16 protein-coding genes and 2 pseudogenes are annotated in these 17568 nt (G+C 45.8%); 5 read left to right on the plus strand and 13 right to left on the minus strand.

Going from position 1 to position 17568, the window contains the following annotated elements:
* Positions 1-166 precede the first annotated feature (166 nt).
* From QUB56_RS33995 to QUB56_RS34005, 3 genes are all read left to right on the plus strand, one after another.
* Positions 167-325 carry a hypothetical protein gene (locus QUB56_RS33995; protein ID WP_332960759.1) on the plus strand — a complete coding sequence of 53 codons (159 nt, stop codon included), beginning with the start codon at positions 167-169 and terminating at the stop codon, positions 323-325.
* A gap of 153 nt (positions 326-478) precedes the next feature.
* Positions 479-670: a hypothetical protein gene (locus tag QUB56_RS34000; RefSeq protein WP_332960760.1), complete on the plus strand. Its 192-nt coding sequence runs from the start codon at positions 479-481 to the stop codon at positions 668-670.
* 439 nt (positions 671-1109) lie between these two features.
* The gene (locus tag QUB56_RS34005; protein WP_332960761.1) at positions 1110-2558 is read left to right on the plus strand and encodes a protein kinase domain-containing protein; all 1449 of its coding nucleotides are present in this window, start codon (positions 1110-1112) and stop codon (positions 2556-2558) included.
* 26 nt (positions 2559-2584) lie between these two features.
* On the opposite strand, the gene QUB56_RS34010 is transcribed toward QUB56_RS34005, so the two are convergent.
* From QUB56_RS34010 to QUB56_RS34065, 13 genes and pseudogenes are all read right to left on the minus strand, one after another.
* A complete protein-coding gene (locus tag QUB56_RS34010) occupies positions 2585-4750 on the minus strand; it encodes a tetratricopeptide repeat protein (protein ID WP_332960762.1) in 2166 nt (721 codons plus the stop codon).
* A complete protein-coding gene (locus QUB56_RS34015) occupies positions 4717-5544 on the minus strand; it encodes a serine protease (RefSeq protein ID WP_332960763.1) in 828 nt (275 codons plus the stop codon). The genes QUB56_RS34010 and QUB56_RS34015 overlap by 34 nt, the downstream gene beginning before the upstream one ends.
* A gap of 46 nt (positions 5545-5590) precedes the next feature.
* Positions 5591-6151, minus strand: a complete 561-nt coding sequence (locus QUB56_RS34020; RefSeq protein WP_332960764.1) for a COP23 domain-containing protein — start codon at positions 6149-6151, stop codon at positions 5591-5593.
* 355 nt (positions 6152-6506) lie between these two features.
* Positions 6507-6683, minus strand: a pseudogene (locus QUB56_RS37550) (3-deoxy-7-phosphoheptulonate synthase); the annotation flags it as partial.
* Positions 6684-6689: 6 nt separating this feature from the next.
* Complete coding sequence (locus QUB56_RS34025; RefSeq protein ID WP_445243435.1) at positions 6690-7241, minus strand: Uma2 family endonuclease; 552 nt, start codon at positions 7239-7241, stop codon at positions 6690-6692.
* A gap of 189 nt (positions 7242-7430) precedes the next feature.
* A complete protein-coding gene (gene aroF / locus QUB56_RS34030; RefSeq protein ID WP_332960765.1) occupies positions 7431-8492 on the minus strand; it encodes a 3-deoxy-7-phosphoheptulonate synthase in 1062 nt (353 codons plus the stop codon).
* Positions 8493-8694: 202 nt separating this feature from the next.
* The gene (locus QUB56_RS34035) at positions 8695-9168 is read right to left on the minus strand and encodes a PAM68 family protein (RefSeq protein ID WP_332960766.1); all 474 of its coding nucleotides are present in this window, start codon (positions 9166-9168) and stop codon (positions 8695-8697) included.
* A 95-nt stretch (positions 9169-9263) separates the two neighbouring features.
* Positions 9264-9533, minus strand: a complete 270-nt coding sequence (gene rpsO / locus QUB56_RS34040; RefSeq protein WP_006633863.1) for a 30S ribosomal protein S15 — start codon at positions 9531-9533, stop codon at positions 9264-9266.
* A gap of 150 nt (positions 9534-9683) precedes the next feature.
* Positions 9684-10307: a Holliday junction branch migration protein RuvA gene (gene ruvA, locus QUB56_RS34045; RefSeq protein ID WP_190742029.1), complete on the minus strand. Its 624-nt coding sequence runs from the start codon at positions 10305-10307 to the stop codon at positions 9684-9686.
* A 233-nt stretch (positions 10308-10540) separates the two neighbouring features.
* Positions 10541-11008, minus strand: coding sequence for a type II toxin-antitoxin system RelN family antitoxin (locus QUB56_RS34050; RefSeq protein ID WP_332960767.1), 468 nt, complete (start codon positions 11006-11008; stop codon positions 10541-10543).
* 66 nt (positions 11009-11074) lie between these two features.
* Positions 11075-13711, minus strand: coding sequence for an AAA-like domain-containing protein (locus tag QUB56_RS34055; protein ID WP_332960768.1), 2637 nt, complete (start codon positions 13709-13711; stop codon positions 11075-11077).
* A 382-nt stretch (positions 13712-14093) separates the two neighbouring features.
* The gene (locus QUB56_RS34060; protein WP_332960769.1) at positions 14094-14237 is read right to left on the minus strand and encodes a hypothetical protein; all 144 of its coding nucleotides are present in this window, start codon (positions 14235-14237) and stop codon (positions 14094-14096) included.
* 67 nt (positions 14238-14304) lie between these two features.
* A pseudogene (locus QUB56_RS34065) lies at positions 14305-15518 on the minus strand (RNA-guided endonuclease InsQ/TnpB family protein).
* Between the two features lie 725 nt (positions 15519-16243).
* Here QUB56_RS34065 and QUB56_RS34070 point away from each other — a divergent pair.
* Entirely contained in the window at positions 16244-16702 is a 459-nt protein-coding gene (locus QUB56_RS34070; protein WP_332960770.1) for a reverse transcriptase N-terminal domain-containing protein, read from the plus strand.
* 46 nt (positions 16703-16748) lie between these two features.
* Positions 16749-17510, plus strand: coding sequence for a reverse transcriptase domain-containing protein (locus QUB56_RS34075; protein WP_332960771.1), 762 nt, complete (start codon positions 16749-16751; stop codon positions 17508-17510).
* Positions 17511-17568 lie beyond the last annotated feature (58 nt).

Genomic DNA, 17568 nt, shown 5'->3' on the forward strand with positions numbered 1-17568 from the left:
GAAGTGATTGCTTCTTTGACGGGATATCCATTCATATTAAAGGGATTATCTGTAGCAAGTATTTAGAAAATTGGTATAAGTCCGCATACATGATAAGATACAAGACAGAATTATCGAAGTATTTGAAGAATGAGTTGAGACAAGTAGTGCTGCGATCGCACAATCAATGTCTCTGTGGGAGAATTTATTAGAACAGCAGGAAAAGCGCGATCGCCAAAATCAAGCAGAATGCGAAGCCGAAAAGGTTTGGCTGGCTGACAAACGTCGGGAACTAGAACAAGTACAGAGTCAAATTGAGGCTATTTTGAATCAAAGCGATCGCTAATTCAATGAGTAACGGGTAAGCGCAAAAAAACCATAGTACGTTGTAAATACTATGGTTTTGTCGCATTGCGTGACAGTCAATATTCCCGCCGTCGCGAGTTAAAGTTTTCCCGTTGTCACGCACCCTACGACTCCAGGGATTGTTGTGCGATCGATGTTTGAGAAAAATCAACAGGCGATCGCCGATTATCTAGAGGGCCGAGGGGTTAAAATTAGAACGAGAACAGATTCTCAAGTCAGCAGCGCGGCGGGTTTTAATTCGGGGTATGAAGTGGGGGACAAAATTAGTTTGCACAAGCAAGTGCAGCCGCAAGGGGATCTGAAACAACTTAATGAAAGTCTTTGAGTTCTCGATAGTAAAAATTTTCCGAGTAGCAGCAGAAAGATTTCGGCTAAACTCAGAAATTTACGAAGAAATAATTTTGAGAGTATGTGGATTAGTGAGGGGGCGAATAGGTGCGATAGTTCTGCTGAGTTAAAGTGCACTAAAAAAAAAATGAATTAAAATCATTGATTAAATAGGCTTGTTTTTATTAATTAATCTTCTCTCGCGCGCCTGTTCTGTTTGTGGCTGTTTGACCGTAGGTGTCAAACAGCCACAAACGTTTCACGTCAATAGTTTGGGGATTTTCCCAGATGTCTGTGAGGTAATTGCCACCTGACTTTTAACTGGCAATATAGATTAGCGCACCGCCAAATCAGCACTATAATGCACAGATCGGCTTACTTGTGGCAAAATTAGAATTAGAAACTGGCAAGCACATCCTTTCTTACTCACCACCGATATGATGATTGGAAAAATAATTTTGGGGCGCTACGAAATCACGAAACACCTGAAAGACACTAATTTTTGTCAGATTTATCTCGCTAAAGATCTGCAGCTTGACAACGATCTGCGGGTGGTTAAACGCCTCAAGCAGTCGCTATCACCTCCATTGGCTGCGGATCGCGCAAAACAGGGCTTGGAGGCGGAAGCTAAAATTCTCAATCGGTTAAAGCACGACCAAATTCCACAGTTGTTTAACATCAGTGGAGAAAATTCCGAATTTTATTTAGTTCAAGACTATATTGAAGGTCACAATTTAAGTGAAGAAGTCAAACCGAGTCAACGAGTGAGCGAAAATCAGGTGATTGGCCTGTTGCAGGAAATTCTGGAAATTGTCAAGTTTATTCACGAAAAACAGATTATTCACTGCGATATTAATCCATCGAATTTAATCAGACGCACCCCGGACTCCAAAGTGGTGTTGATTGATTTTGGTTCGGCTAAACAAATTGGGAGTCAGGGAACTAATTTTTTGAATCAGGTGCAAGCAAGTGTTCCCGGCTATGCACCTACGGAACAAAGGAATGGGAATCCTCAATTTAACAGCGATATTTATGCGGTGGGGATGATTGGGATGCAAGGGCTGACGGGGGTATCTGCTAAAGACATTCCTATCGATCCGAATATGTCGGAAGTTATATGGCCGAGTGGGACAAAACCGAGCGCTAAACTCCAAGAAATTATCGAAAAGATGGTGCATCCAAATTTTAGGGAGCGCTACCAGTCAGCGGAGCAAGTTTTGCTAGCACTTACAAAAATAAGTCTTCCCCGCCGAACTCGATTTAAGTCGTTTATAGAAGCGACGATGGCTGGCGATGCAACTGCTGTAGCTCAGCTTGTTACGGGAGTAGTTCTTGGATTTGTGGCGCTGATTTTAAGCTTGCCCGGTTTTATTACTGGGATGCAACAAATGTTGAATCCGCCTGGGGTAACTTTGAATTCTGACGATTTTAAGACTTATGAAAATTCTCAGTATGGGATAACTATTAAACACCCGAAGGACTGGAAGCCACAAGAAATCGGAATTAATGGAGAGGTGGTTAAGTTTGTGCATCAGCCTTCTCAAGCTAATGTGGTGATTAGCGTGAAAGCTTTATCTGATTGGCTGACATTAGAGGAATATACAAAGCAGTCTCTGAGCGCTATTGAAAATGAGTTTTTAGATGACAATAAGCAGGTTAAGAAGTATAATATAGAGCGGAAAAATGGGAAAGCTAGTTTGGCTAAGAGTGAGGCTTTTCAAGTGATTTATACTGGCAAGGATGAAAGCAATAACAGTTTGAAAATAATGGAAGTTTGGAATTTGAAAAACAAGAAGGCTTATATTATTACTTACGAGGCACCCTCGGAAAAGTATGATAAATTGAACCCAATAGTTGAGGAAATGGTTGATTCGTTTGCTAACTAATTTTAGGAGCGGCCAAACATCGACAGCTATTGCTGAAGTTCTCTGATTCTGTCCTGTGCATTTTTGTACGACTCGGTGTTTCCCTGTTGCTGATACAGATTGGCTGCTTTCTGAAAATCATCAATTGCCTTTCGTTTGTCTCCCTGTTGCGAGTAGGTAAGAGCGCGGTAATAGTACGAAGAAGCATCGTTAGGATTCAGCCGAATTGCCTCGTTGAAATCTGTTTGCGCTCCTTGATAGTCTTTCAGATTGTCATAGCGGACAACACCCCGATTGTAGTAGGCCTTAGCATAGTTAGGATTAAGACGGATAGCTTCGTTGAAATCGGCTAACGCTCCCTGTTTATCTCCCTGCTCATAGCGGACTTTACCCCGATTGTCGTAGGCATCAGCTAAGTTAGGATTAAGACGGATAGCTTCGTTGAAATCGGCTAACGCTCCCTGTTTATCTCCCAGCCCTGAGCGAGCAACACCCCGAGTGTCGTAGGCCTCAGCAGAGTTAGGATTAAGACGGATAGCTTCGTTGGAATCAGCGAGCGCTCCCTGTTTATCTCCCTGTTCATAGCGCACAACACCCCGATTGTTGTAGGCATCAGCATAGTTAGGATTAAGACGGATAGCTTCGTTGTAATCTGCGATCGCACCCTGTTTATCTCCCAGCCCTGAGCGAGCAACACCCCGAGTGTCGTAGGCCTCAGCAGAGTTAGGATTAAGACGGATAGCTTCGTTGGAATCAGCGAGCGCTCCCTGTTTATCTCCCTGTTCATAGCGGACAACACCCCGATTGTTGTAGGCATCAGCCTCGTTAGGATTAAGACGGATAGCTTCGTTGTAATCGGCGAGCGCACCCTGTTTATCTCCCAGCCCTGAGCGAGCAACACCCCGATTGGAGTAGGCATCAGCATCGTTAGGATCGAGGCGAATCGCTTCGTTTAAATCGGCGAGCGCACCCTGTTTATCTCCCTGCTCATAGCGGACAACACCCCGATTGGAGTAGGCATCAGCATCGTTAGGATCGAGGCGAATCGCTTCGTTGTAATCGGCGAGCGCACCCTGTTTATCTCCCTGTTGAGAGCGGACAATACCCCGATTGTTGTAGGCGTTAGCATAGTTAGGATCGAGGCGAATCGCTTCGTTGTAATCTGCGATCGCACCCTGTTTATCTCCCTGGTCTGAGCGAGCAACACCCCGATTGTAGTAGGCGTTAGCATAGTTAGGATCGAGGCGAATCGCTTCGTTTAAATCGGCGAGCGCACCCTGTTTATCTCCCTGCTCATAGCGAGCAAAACCCCGAAAAACATAAGCATCGGCATTCTTCGGGTTAATCCGAATCACCTGGTTAAAGTTCTCAATCGCTGCTTGTTTATCCCCCGCATTGTATTGAGCCGCACCGATTTGGTAGTAAGCATCAGGACTATCGGGACAACTCTGTAAAGCTCTTTGATAATCCCGAATCGCACTTTGGTAATCTCCTCTCTCAGCCTTCGCCCCGCCCAAACTAAGCAAATCTTCAGGCCGCGTATTGTCCGCAGAACTATCCTGTAGCTGCCGCAAATTGCGCTGATTTGCCAAAAAACTATTAATCGGAATTCCTAACCTCAAACCGCTGCAAGAACGCCCGTTAATCCCCACTATACGACCAACTCCATCGAGCACAGGGCCGCCGCTCATGCCGGGGATGACTTCGCTGTTGTAGACCATTGTATAGCCATTTTCTCCTATCGGCTGGTAACGCTGAAACTGCCCCGCACTAAACCGATAGCTGCGCTGTTCTCTTTGCGGTCGAGGCACGGGAAAACCGGTGGCGTAAACCTTGGCTCCTCCGGCTAGTTGGTCGGAATTTCCCAACTCCGCAACGCGATATATTTTATTGCTCTGAAACTGAACTAATGCCAAATCGAATCCGGGTAATTCTTGCATTTTGTAAACCGGATAGCGGCTGCCATCAGAGGTTTCAATTTCATAGCGGTCTAGATATCTGACTACGTGATGATTGGTCAGTACAAAGTAAGTATTATCCTTGCGCTCAACAATCACTCCAGAACCGCCGGCGCCACCGTCAATGCGGACGGTAATTTCTCTGCCAATTGCTTCGACTTGCTGCGGCGACAACTGCGCGACGGCAAATTGAGGCTGCACGACGATCGTTGTTGCCCCAATTAAGGCTGCTGACAATCTGTAGGAAAAACGCATTGCTTAACCTCTAAACCCCTAGATTCGGTAGCTGTCAGTTTCGATGGCACTAACTGCACAAAAGTCTCGATCGGAATTCCCCAACTGTAGCGCCGCATCTGTTCCCGCAGGGACGCGCTAGGCTGGGAACCGTCCTGAAAAACATAAGCATTATCCAAAATCGGCTCAGCGTGGATACCGTTGACTGCGACAACTTGGCCGCGACGATTCAGCAGCGGCCCTCCACTCATGCCTTTTTCTACATCATTGGTATATCCAATCCGATATCCCCTCTGCAAAGGTTTGTCCAACACCAAGGAAACTTGACCGCTTTTAAACACAAATCCCTGCTTGTCGGAGGCAGAAATGGCGGGTACAGATGTTGCCTCTGCATAAGGAAATCCGGCAGCAAATACTGGCTCTCCCGGTCCTGGGGCTGGGCCGAAAACTGCGACGGCATAATCAGTATTGTCGCTGCGAAACTGCAATAAACCCAAATCGTTTCCTTTAAGGTAATTTGTCTGAATTTTCACTGCCGGATGTATCTTACCGTCGGGTGTTTCAATGCGATAGGGCGGGTCGCCTCCTAGCAGTACGTGTTCGTTGGTCACTACTGTATAAACGTTGCCTTGTTTGCGGATCAAAATTCCCGAACCCAGGGCATCTTTCGATCTGATTTTAACTGCGATCGACCTTGCCAATTTTTCAAGTTGTTTGACAGAAGGTTGAGCCGGCTGCTGTGTCACTAAAACGCTGACATCCGGCGCGGATGCGGGTACGGGAATAATGAAACCGCCCAAACAGGCAACCAACATCAGAATAGACCTCCATCGGAATTTGCAGCAGAACACGAGCGCTATCTCAAGATTCTGGGCGCGGTGCTTCCTCTTCTTCCGGCAGCAGTTTATTGATATCGAGGTAAGCTTCGCCATCCCTGTAAATAATTGCATCGTTCCCGCTGAGTTCTAGCGGGGTTCCGGCTAAGCCCTCAATATTAAAACTCAGCCGCTGTAAAGTCTGCTGCAAGTCGGTTCCGGGTTTGAGAGTGACTAACAATCCGTCATCGCGACACTGACCTCGATCGTCGGTAATGCAGAGTACGGCTTGACCGCGCCACATTTTAGCACCTACGTAATTGAGGACTTTGTTGTCGTGAAACCGCTGCAATCTTTGAGAAATCTCCTCACAGCGTTGCTCAGGATTCCAAGGCGGAGGAAAAGAGTTATCCGTCCAGCGAATCAGCGCGACATTTCTTTTGCTGCCGCGCATGAGAGTTGCGGGTTGACCGTTGCTGGTACCGCAAAAAAACTTATTTTTTGGTGTAAGTTGAGCGGTGGTGGGTTGAGGCAGGGTTGCCACCACCCCTACGGAAACGGCGAACCCAGTCAGCAAGGAGACAAAGGATTGAGGTTTGAGGATCATGGCAAGTTGCCTGGGGGAAGAAGGTAGATTGACAGAGGCTCTTGCACTTCCGTTGCGGGCGAGTCTGCGACCTCTGGGGAATAGCTGATTCTAAGTTGGAAAATTTTATACTTAAAATGATATCACAACTGCATGGGTAGCCAACAACCCGTCCGCGTCTATCTGCGTCGATCTGCGGTTAAAAACTCCCAAATCTTCTTTAACAAAAAGTAAAAGACAAGCTAACATTAACTTAGCTTGCCCTCAACTTTCTGGATATTTTATCAATCCCAACTAAAGCATTGTTTAGTCTAAATAGGGGTAGAGATTAGCAAAAACTTACTCACCCATATCACTTGAGGCCTTTCGCCTGTTTCTATGCCAAAACAGGCACGGGCTGCGGCCAACGTCCCATGACTTTACCAATAACGGCCAATTCTTCCATCCACTTGTCGAACCGATCCGGTGTTAAAGATTGCGGCCCGTCAGACAAAGCTTTTTTGGGATTCGGGTGCACTTCAATCATCAGCGAATCAGTACCAGAGGCGATCGCCCTCTATCAATCAATCAATTCCGCTTCTTCAAAAATCTGTCTAGTCGTCAACTCCAAACCAGGCAGCAACTCATCCACAATCAGCATATTATCCGTATAAACTTGACTTGAACCATCGGGTAAAAAGCTTCTTATTAAAATAGCTTCTGGATCAATTACCCAAACTCGCGGAACACCCGCCGCCAAATAATCTTTCGCCTTCTCTTCAAATTCCTTCATACTTTGATCGGGAGAGATAATCTCAATCACCAGTTCAGGGATTGCGGGACAAGCTTGATTCCGCCGATAACTCCGCGGTAAACGTTCATAAGAAATGTACGTTAAATCCGGAACAGGTACCCAATCTTTATCCTGACGTTTTAACAAAATTGCCCATTCTGGAAGCACTCGCCCCAGTCCTTTACACCATACACGAATCAGGCAACACAAAGCTCCCTGTAAACTGGAATGAAAAAATTTAGGAGACACTTTCGGAACTGCTTCACCATCTACAAACTCACAATATATATCTCCGTCGGGCAAAGCTAGAAATTCTGCTAAAGTGAGTTTGGTTCCCATGGCTACCATGACTCCCAGCCCTCTCGCTAATTAATTCACATATCAATTATACAAACTTTCCCAACTTTCCTAGAAGCAGGATCGCCCCTGGGCGTCTATTCCAAAAACCCAATAACAAAATCCCCGACTTCTTTAATAAGTCGGGGATTTAACAGCGATCGCATTTTAGGTTAGGCGTTTCGCCTGTTTCTATACCAAAGCTGGCACGGGTTGCGGCCAACGTCCCATGACTTTACCAATCACCGCCAATTCTTCCATCAACTTGTCGAACTGATCCGGTGTTAAAGATTGCGGCCCGTCAGACAAAGCTTTTTTCGGATTCGGGTGCACTTCAATCATCAGCGAATCAGTACCAGAGGCGATCGAAGCAAAGGCCATCGAGGGTACAAACTGCGCCCAACCGGTGCCGTGACTCGGGTCAACCATAATCGGTAAGTGAGTCAGAGTCCGCAACACTGGAACCGCCGACAAATCTAGCGTATTGCGCGTATATTGCCTGTCATACCCGCGAATTCCGCGCTCGCACAAAATCACGTTCGGATTGCCAGCAGCCATGATATACTCAGCAGCCATCAACCATTCTTCAATGGTGGCGGAGATGCCGCGCTTCAGCAAAATAGGTTTGTCTTGAGCTCCGACTTTCTTCAACAGTGAGAAATTCTGCATATTTCTCGCCCCGACTTGGATCACGTCGGCTACTTCTGCGATCGCACTTAAGTCCGCCGCATCCATAACTTCCGTAATAATTCCCAAACCGCTAGCTTCCCGGGCCGCCGCCAGCAATCCCAAAGCACTCTCGCCGTGGCCTTGGAAAGCATAGGGAGAAGTTCTCGGTTTGTACGCGCCACCGCGCAGAAAATGAGCTCCAGCAGCTTTGACGCGCAGTGCCGTTTCGATAATCATTTCTTCGTTTTCGACCGAGCAAGGGCCTGCTACGACCGCGATCGGGTGATGCAGGCCGATCGTTACAGTTCCTAAAGGAGTAGCCACCGGTACTTCGCTGGCTTCTCCTTGGCGGTACTCGATAGAAGCGCGTTTGTAGGGTTTTTCCACCCGCAGCACTTCCTCAATCCAGGTGCTCATTTCGCGCAGTTGCAGAGGTTCGAGCTCGGCGGTTTCGCCTACCAAACCCATAACAACTTTGTAACGGCCGACGATTTTTTCAGGTGTCAAACCCCAGTTAGTGCGGAGCTCTTCGTCTAGTCTATCGATCTCGGCTTCTGGAGTGCCGGCTTTCATTACAATAATCATATTTTTTTTGCCTTTTTAGTTGGGCTAGAAACGGATGATGACTCTGATGCACTGAGAAAAATAGATGCAATGGCGATCGAGAATCTATTTATATCAGTATTATTACAATTGTTGTGGGGCGGGTTCTTCCTCCCCAAAAACAAATTCGCTAATGGTTAACAGCTTAGTTATTAGCTAATGACTAATAACTAACAACTAATGACTAACTTTTTGGCTTGGCGGCGCGCCACGCTTCTCGCATCCGTCCAAAATTGGTATTAAATTCTTCCCACCCCAGAGTGCTTCCTGAAATTTCTTCATCCCAGGAAGCCGAGAGGACTCCGTAGCTCAATCCCAGAACGCCTAGACCAAAACAGCCCATGCTTACCAGCAATACTGCTGTGTTAGGCAGATCGAACAAGCCCTTGCTGACTACCAAATAGCTTACAAAAAATGTGCAAATTCCCATGATTGTCGGTATGCCGCAGAATAACGCTATGCGGGATATCATGCGTTGGCTGACTACTTCTGGGATGGATTGCGACTTTTTTCCCGTTGTGTTAGCTTTCGGCTGCTTGTCGGCAGTATCCGACTCTAAGGCTAAGCTTGCTTGGGGTTCTGGGGGCTTTTTAGGCGTTTTTTTACGATTTGTTGCCGGTTCAAAGGGCAAGCGCTTGCGGGGTGGTTCGGAGGACATATTTTATCTTTAACCTGAAATCTCGAACATTTTTCAATAAGTCTTGGTGTTTGTCCAAGATTAAAGAATATTGTCGCAAATTTTGGCTTTGGTGTTTAGCCGCGAATGCCTAGGCGGGCAATCAATGCTTTGTAGCGATCGACATTTTGCTTTTGGATGTATGCCAGCAGGCGCTTGCGGCGGCTGATCATCATCATCAAGCCGCGCCGGGAGGCGAAGTCTTTTTGGTTGATTTTCAGGTGGGCGCTGAGTTTTGTGATGCGATCGGTCAGCATGGCGACTTGGACATCTGCCGAACCGGTATCGGTTTCATGGGTTTGGAAGTCGCCCATGATTTCTTGTTTGCGCTGTTGTGTAAGAGCCATGAATTGATTTTAGTTTTTTTTGTACGATTGTCACAATCTCCTATGTTATCACACCGGAAGCATAACAAGGATAAAATTTTTGCCCCGGATGGGTTTGTTTGCCCGCCAGAATTTGGGTTTTTATTCCCGGTTTCTCGATCGGCTAGGCGATTATCGGCTCAAATAGGCGATCGCCTCACGTATCCAATCATCCGCATCACCTTTGGCGGACAAAGTGCTGTCTTGACTGAGGGTTTGCAGCGCTTGCAAGACTTCAGCCGCAGTGTATCCCATCGCCAGCAGGATCATCTCGACTTCTTCTTGAATAGCTGGGGGGACTCCCGCGGCCACTGAAGTTGTCAAACCTGCTTGCTGTCGCCATTCCGAGAGTTTGCTTTTGAGCTCCAGGGCGAGACGTTCTGCGGTTTTTGTACCCACGCCCGGGGTTTTGGCGAGGATGCGGGTGTTACCGCCGACGATCGCCTGGACTAAATCTTGCAATCCTAAAGTATCCAGAAGTGCGATCGCCAGTTGAGCACCCACACCGCTAACACTTGTCAACTGGCGAAACAAATCGCGTTCTGCCGCGCTGCCAAAACCGTACAATACGATTTGGTCTTCCTTAACTTGCTGGTGGGTAAAAATTTGGGCGACTTCGCCCGAGGCTGGCAATTGACCGGTCACGCGGGGCAAAATTTGGATTTCATAGCCAATTTGATTGACTTCCAGAGTCAATATGACGCGGTTGCTGCCTTTGGCGATATCGGCTACTGTGCCTTTGAGATAGCTAATCATAGAGTTAATAATACACCGCTATTCGTTTTCATCAAACTCGGCGATGATGCGGAGGATGGAGTTGAGACGGATATCTGTTCGATTCCCTTCGGGATAGCTTCGCTTCACGGATTTTGAGTAAATGGTTAACAAAAGTACGATCGACGGCTATTCAACTTGATAAATCATGCGATTATCTAAAATCTAAAATCAATTTAAAATCTAAAATCAATCTAAAATCTAAAATCTAAAATCTAAAATCCCTTGATGCCCTCCCACATTTGAGAAAGAGGTATTCGCTGTCCGGTTTTAGCTTCCTGGAATGCCCTTTTGAGACTAGCTTTCACTTCTGCCACTGGAGTATCGTCTGGATCTTCTTCAGCTTCATATATAGGTTCGGAAAGGAGAATAATTCGTAGGAGAGCGGGAATACCGAGCCTTAAAGGTCGATCGAGCAATAATTGACCTTTTTCGGCATCGATTCTCTCCCACAGTTCCGAGATTAATCTCGTTTGTCCGGCTTTGCCTTGTAGCAATCCTTTTCTGAGACTAGCTTTTACTTCTTCAACGGTCGTATCGTCGGGGTCGTCTTCACCTTCATCTGTAGGTTCCTGAAAGAGGACGATGATTCGCACGGGGCCCGGAGTGTCTAGTGTTAAAGGTCGATCGAGCAATAATTGACCTTTTTCGTCGAGCGTTCCTGTGACTTCAAAGGCTTTCATGTGTTTTACCTAAATTTTTTTGAGCTACTACTATCCTTATATAAGGCAGCCCGATCAATTTTGTTGTCAATTTAAAATAAGCTGCTGTTTAACCAAAGACAAATCCGTCTTACCAAAATTCACAACCGCAGCCACATTGAAATTTTCCAATGATTTTATAAACCACATGATTTCATCAGAAGGCTTACCTTCATAGTGATTAAACAAAATAGCAAATCGCTTTTCCAACTCAGGTTTAACCTTGCCCGAAAGCAGTACAAGTTTCAGCAGTAAACCCATTGTCCGGCTGGGGCCGAGGTTGTACACCAAGTCGTAAAAAACGTAGTGGCTGGGATGTTGGGAATTTTCCACTACCAACAAGTTGAACAATTGGTGGCAAGTTCCAACTAACAATTGATTATTTAATTTCATCGAGTCATTTTCTGGCAATGTATTTTTGATTTGCTTGTACAAACGGTTCTTAAATTGACGCCCGCCGTATTCTGGTTCTACCGACGATATTAAATATTCATATAAATCCACTTTAAATGAGCCGTAAGATGGAGTTTTTCTGGCATCTCTCAGAAAAAATTGAGCCGATTCTTTGTAAGTACGCTCGCCTGCTACTTTTCCGGCAAATTCCATGACAGCTAAGTGCAGTTCCGCATCGTTCAAAAGTGTGGGATTGGCGGCAGGCTGCACAATTCCTATCTCTGTATTTCTCGGTTCAACCAAATAATTTAAATATTGAGACAAATCTCTTTCAAATTGTCGCTGTCTTTGAAATTCCAGTTTTTTGATGGTTTCCTGGTCTTCCTCAATGCTCTCCTTGCTCAGTAGAGAATGCCCGTACAAATAAGGATACCGACAAATCAATTCACCCAAGGGGGGATTAGTATCTTCTTTCGGCGGTTCCGGCTCTCTCTCTACGACTTTTACTACGCGCTCTAGGGTCTGGAATTCTTCAGTTTTCGTAAAAAGTGCTATTTGTTCTTGCAAGCGCTTGACTATGTAAAATTCCCTCCCAAATCGGGGAGAAGGCTGCTTAAATAAAGCTACTAAGTTTGCGATCGCCAATTTGTTTTGTGAGTGCAATTGCCAGCGGTTGATCGGGATGTAGCAGCAACGGTGGAGGATATATTTAAAGTCGTAATCCGCTCGCTTGACGGAGACTATATTGTACAAAGTTGCTTCAATTTCTCGATCGGGATAGCCCATGCCGTCGATAAATAGCTTTTGGAACCGCTCGATCACCTGGGCGGGGGATTCTGTTTCGACGCAGGATACGATGTGATCGTACAATCTCTGTTCGTTGCTGCCAGTTGAAACAGTCTCTGAGGGCGGGGTGAGAATCCTGCTGTCAGCATCGGTGTCTGCGCTGATGTCTGCAACTAATACCGCAACGGCTGTCGGTTTTTCCCGAAAAGTTCGATCGGGATTCAAGAAACAATAGTGTTCTTGGCTTAATTTTTTGTTCGCCGCCCAATCCAAAGCTGACTGCAAACTTTCCCCTGTCAATAACTGCGATTCATCTTTGCGGTCGGAAGCCAGCCATGCTGCTAGCGCCCAGCGGTACGGAGCCAATTTTCCCAGTTCTTGTTCCACCCAGAACTGATTGAAAACTGACTCATAAATTCGGTTGGCAACTATTAATTTACCCTGAGACTTAACTACCAATCCTGACAGTTGCAATTCGATTTGTTCTGGAGAGTAATCTGCCGGTACTCCCTGCGCTTCCTCCGGTTTGTTCGGGTCTGGCGGTTGCAAAGCTTGTTGGTACAGGGTTAACAGCCGCGTGAGGTCGCAGCGACTATGGAAAATGCGATCGCGAATAGCTGTCAAATGTTGGGGTTCATCCTGTTCTTCCCAATCTTTAATAATTCTGTGTTTGAGCAGTTTTTCAACCTGCTGGGCTTCGGAATTTCTGCCAATGAAAGGCTCGTATTCAAGTACCAAATGGCACAGCTTTTGAGTCAGAAACGGTTGACCTCCCGTCCAAGCTAATATTTCTTGGATCACTTTTTGGGGGCGAAAAGCTTTGAGTGCCAATCCTTTTGCTAGCGGCAAACTTTCGTGCAGTTGGAATAGACTTAAATTGATCCGCCGTCCAATATTAAAAGGGTTGCAGCTTTGATCTCGGATCAATTCTGACGGGGCTGCTACTCCCACAACTGCAAAAGTCAGGCGATCGTATTCTGGTTGCTCTGCCCGCTTGGAGTAACAAGCCCGGATCAAAGCAAAAAAATCGCTGGTACTGAAATTTAGGCTGCTGGTGCTGTCAATGTCATCTATGAAAATTACCAGCTTTTGCCGAATAGACTTGAGCAAAACTTTTTCGATAAATATCTCCAATCGCTGGACCGGCGACAGCAGTTCGCGATCGTTCCACCACTTGATCGCATCAAACCTGGTTGTGAGGTGCAAACTGCTTGCGATGCGGTACATGATTGCCGCATACCACTTTTGGGGGGAGATATCTGGGCTGCTGATGCTTCTCAAGTTGATGGCAGCAAAAACAGTACCTTCTGCTTGCAACCTTTTGGCCGTTTGCACTAGCAGGCTGGACTTTCCCATGTGCGGCGAACTCAACACGTAGCAGAAGTCTCCAGCTTTGAGTCCTTCGTAGAGTTCGCTGTCGGCCGATCGCCTGACATAGGTGGGCGCACCGGCCGGCAAATATCCTCCGACTTGATATTGATAGGTTGAGTTGACGAATGCTGTCATCTGGGAATTCATCAAGATGGTGCGCCCCGTAGGTGTGGGATCTAAAGCTTACAAATCGCAATTATTGCCAGTTTACTAAGGTTGAAAATTTTTGTTCCTCTTTCTCTATTGTCTACTAGCTCACCTTTCTCCTTCTCAATCTTTACCGTATCTTTGCAAGCGGTCGCCCCAAATCCTGCGACCTGCAGCAGCATACCCCGGCACTTTATTCACTCTAACAATTCTTGGTACTCAATTTCAGATTCAATGCTTGATTTTTGGGAATAAACGAGTTCGTGGGTCAACTCTTTGAACAAGAGTTTGACTGCTTTAGCCGCCACGCGCGCCCCAGTTTCACGAACCGCCCGCTAAGTTTTTCCGCATCCATGATTTCCCCTAGCCGTCAGCCGATGTCGTTGTTAAGTCGCGTCCGCTGTGCTTTAATCCTGGTAAATATCCAGTGCCACAAAGCTATTCGACACAAATCTGAACCGCCGCTGACTCTCAACCTGTTGATATCGCCGCTACCATGAGTGCGACGGCGCATAGCCCACAGATTTGCAAAAACGGCGAAGTGATAGATGTCGCTTGGTAGCTTTTTGACACTCCCCGTCCTATAAGGACGGGGATTCTTGGTTCAATGAGTCGCCATAACCTAGCAGGGTTTCCCCAACTAAACTAGAGGGCATCTCTCCCCAAGCGTTAATTTCGGCGTGCCCCGCCATATTTTGGGCGCGTTTCAAGATGTTAATTGCTGCGTTGGTGTCTCGATCTGCCGAATACCCGCAATGCGGACAAATGTGCGTTCTAGTTGATAGAGACTTACTGACTTTTTTGCCACAATTCGAGCAATTTTGACTGGTATTGTGGGGCGATACAGGTACGGTTTTTGTTCCGTAGACGCTCCCCAAATAATCCAACCACGTCCGAAACTTAGACCAAGCGGCATCACTAATCGACTTAGACAGTTTTCGGTTTTTTACCATGCCCTGAACATTTAAGTCTTCATAGGCGACCAAATCGTTAGATTGGACGTAACGGAGTGCCACTCTCTTGACAAACTCTTCTCGCTGCCTACTTACTCTTAGATGTTTCCGAGCATACCGATTTTTTGCCTTCTTGTAGTTATTAGATTGCGGTTTACCCTTTTTGAACTTTTTGGACTTTTTCCGGTTGGCACGGTTTAATTACTTTTCTGATTTGCGATAAAATTTAGGAGTTTCGACTATCCCTCCCTCACTATCAGCCAAAAAGTATTTAATTCCGACATCAATTCCTACCGCACGATTGGATGACTTGCAATCTTTGAGAGCGCTCCGAGGAGCATCGACACAGAATTGCACGTAATACCCATCACTACGTCGGACAATCCGTACCCTTTTAATTTGCTCTATCTGATAAAAATGCAAGTCTCGACTGCCTTTTAATTTCAGCATCCCGATACCTTTCTTATCAGTAAAGTTAATGCGTTTCCGGCATGATGAAAGTTTCCAACCACCAACCTTGTACTCGAGCGAGCGACTGTTTTTCTTGAACTGCGGATAGCCCTTTTTACCCGGCTTTTTGTTTTTACAGTTGTCGAAAAATCGATCGCGCGTTGGGCATTTTCAACAGCAGCTTGACAAGCATGACTGTACAAGTCTTTGACAAAGCCAAACTCTGCTCGCAATTGAGTGCAATACTTATACAGTTCTTTTCTGCCTACACCGCGATTGTCTATCCAGTACCGCAGGCATTTATTCCGAATAAATTGCCCCGTGCGAATAGCTTCATCTATCTTGTGGTATTGTTGCTTTTTCCCGTAGGCTTTGAACTCAAAAACTAGCATAGTTCGACTTGGCAGGCTGCTGTCTTATACTACCATATATTTGACGTTAATTCCAGAATTTATCGAATTAAAGCCGTCCTAAAAGGACGGGACTTGTATCCGCGCGACCTGAAAGGTCAACTAAACCGCAGCACCGACGCTGCTCGATGATTCTCTTCATCGACCCCTACGTAAAAGACTCAATCCGAGTCCGACTACGCCTAAAGTAAGCAATGAAATAGGTGGAATGCAAGTCACGAAAGTAACCAAAGCTAGATAAGGTCACATCTGGTCAGGAACAAAGGGGAAGTATGAATCTGGATGAACGAAAGTGAACGCTTCCGTTTAAACTCCGTGAGCCACCAAATTGCCAAATGACCTGATAGGCAATAACCAAAAAGGTATATGGGTGGGTCAGCTAATGGATACTTAGCCGACCAAGAGAACACAAATCCCATCGGAGGAGAGGAAAAACATCAGGCAATAAAAACCGGATGGCGCATCCAAATCATACACGAAACTTTAGTTGATACAACAGGGTAAGTCCCACAGAGTCTAAGAGAATGTCTATACTCTCAGTAAGTTGGAGGCAACGAAGACGGAAATCTCTGGGGGATAAAGGAGGGAAGAAAAAGCAAACGCCTTGTTGTAATGGCAAGGATAGTGGTTTATACCTCTGACCGAAAGGAAAGCTGACTTCTTCTGGGTCATATACGAAATTGAAATGTTCAAGAAATCGAACCGACATGAAAAGTTTGATATTAAGTAACAACTTAATAAATGGACATGAGGGACAACTTAGTGATTGGAGTCAGGTCAACTGGCATAAAGTCAGGAAGAATGTCAGAAATCTACAACAAAGGATATTTCGTGCCAGACAACTTGGGCAGTGGAAGCAGTTGAGAAGATTGCAGAAACTGTTAGTAAGAAGCTACGCCAACCTACTAATTTCTGTGAGACAAATTACTCAGGTTAACACGGGAAAGCGTACCGCAGGGGTGGATAAGGAGGTTATAAACACTCCAGACGAGCGAGTAAAACTTCTCGATAACTGGTCAAGGCCAAAAGCATCACCAACCAAAAGGGTATTCATCCCCAAAGCAAACGGCAAGAAACGTCCTTTAGGGATTCCCACTATCAAGGATAGGGTCGCACAGAATTTGGTAAAAAACACACGCTTAACCCGAATGGGAAGCAGTTTTTGAGCCTAACTCATATGGCTTCAGGGCTGGAAGAAGCTGTCACGACGCAATAGAAATGGCATTTATTAAACTCAATGCCAGTCCAAAGCAAGGACACCTCTGGGTTTTAGACGCTGATATCAAAGGATGCTTCGATAACCTAGCCCACGAATCGATTCTCAACATGATTGGGTCTGTTCCCCATAGAGACTTAATCAAAGAATGGATGAAAGCTGGATATGTTTACGGGGGTGTCCACAACCCAACGGAAACAGGAACTCCTCAAGGTGGAATTGTTAGCCCGTTATTGTCCAATATTGGATTACACGGGTTAGAGCAAGCGGTAAAATCCTGGTGTCCAAAACTAGGAATCATCCGTTACGCCGATGACTTCATCATCACTGGTAAAACCAGAGAACAAATTGAGGAAATAGTCCCCAGAGTTAAGCAATGGTTATTAGAACGCGGACTTGAGTTAAGCGAGGAGAAAACTAGGATAGCAAATATAGCTGAAGGTTTTGACTTTTTAGGTTTCAATCTGAAACACTATGACGGTAAACTGCTGATTACTCCCCAAAAAGCTAAAGTATTAGCCAAACTGAAGGAACTTAGCCGCCTTGTTAAATCAATGGCGACCGTTACGCAGGAAGTCCTAATCAAAAAGCTCAATCCAATTCTCCAAGGTTTTGCCAACTATTATCAGGGAGTGGTTAGCAAAGAAACCTTCAAATACATGAGTCATCGTGTTTGGCTAATTCTCTGGTCATGGTGTAAGCGTAGACACCCACAAAAATCGAAAAATTGGGTCAAGAACAGAAATGTTGAACCTTGATACAAAACTTTACATATCTAGATATAGTAAGACTAATCAGGTAAAAATTTCAACAAAA

Source organism: Microcoleus sp. AR_TQ3_B6, assembly GCF_036702785.1.
Classification (GTDB): Bacteria; Cyanobacteriota; Cyanobacteriia; order Cyanobacteriales; family Microcoleaceae; genus Microcoleus.

Bases quoted from the DNA above. Each gene is read 5' to 3' on its own strand.
- QUB56_RS33995 (WP_332960759.1), top strand. From the start codon at position 167: ATGTCTCTGTGGGAGAATTTATTAGAACAGCAGGAAAAGCGCGATCGC.
- QUB56_RS34000 (WP_332960760.1), top strand. From the start codon at position 479: ATGTTTGAGAAAAATCAACAGGCGATCGCCGATTATCTAGAGGGCCGA.
- QUB56_RS34005 (WP_332960761.1), top strand. From the start codon at position 1,110: ATGATGATTGGAAAAATAATTTTGGGGCGCTACGAAATCACGAAACAC.
- QUB56_RS34010 (WP_332960762.1), bottom strand. From the start codon at position 4,750: ATGCGTTTTTCCTACAGATTGTCAGCAGCCTTAATTGGGGCAACAACG.
- QUB56_RS34015 (WP_332960763.1), bottom strand. From the start codon at position 5,544: ATGTTGGTTGCCTGTTTGGGCGGTTTCATTATTCCCGTACCCGCATCC.
- QUB56_RS34020 (WP_332960764.1), bottom strand. From the start codon at position 6,151: ATGATCCTCAAACCTCAATCCTTTGTCTCCTTGCTGACTGGGTTCGCC.
- QUB56_RS34025 (WP_445243435.1), bottom strand. From the start codon at position 7,241: ATGGGAACCAAACTCACTTTAGCAGAATTTCTAGCTTTGCCCGACGGA.
- aroF (WP_332960765.1), bottom strand. From the start codon at position 8,492: ATGATTATTGTAATGAAAGCCGGCACTCCAGAAGCCGAGATCGATAGA.
- QUB56_RS34035 (WP_332960766.1), bottom strand. From the start codon at position 9,168: ATGTCCTCCGAACCACCCCGCAAGCGCTTGCCCTTTGAACCGGCAACA.
- rpsO (WP_006633863.1), bottom strand. From the start codon at position 9,533: ATGGCTCTTACACAACAGCGCAAACAAGAAATCATGGGCGACTTCCAA.
- ruvA (WP_190742029.1), bottom strand. From the start codon at position 10,307: ATGATTAGCTATCTCAAAGGCACAGTAGCCGATATCGCCAAAGGCAGC.
- QUB56_RS34050 (WP_332960767.1), bottom strand. From the start codon at position 11,008: ATGAAAGCCTTTGAAGTCACAGGAACGCTCGACGAAAAAGGTCAATTA.
- QUB56_RS34055 (WP_332960768.1), bottom strand. From the start codon at position 13,711: ATGACAGCATTCGTCAACTCAACCTATCAATATCAAGTCGGAGGATAT.
- QUB56_RS34060 (WP_332960769.1), bottom strand. From the start codon at position 14,237: ATGCGCCGTCGCACTCATGGTAGCGGCGATATCAACAGGTTGAGAGTC.
- QUB56_RS34070 (WP_332960770.1), top strand. From the start codon at position 16,244: ATGAAAAGTTTGATATTAAGTAACAACTTAATAAATGGACATGAGGGA.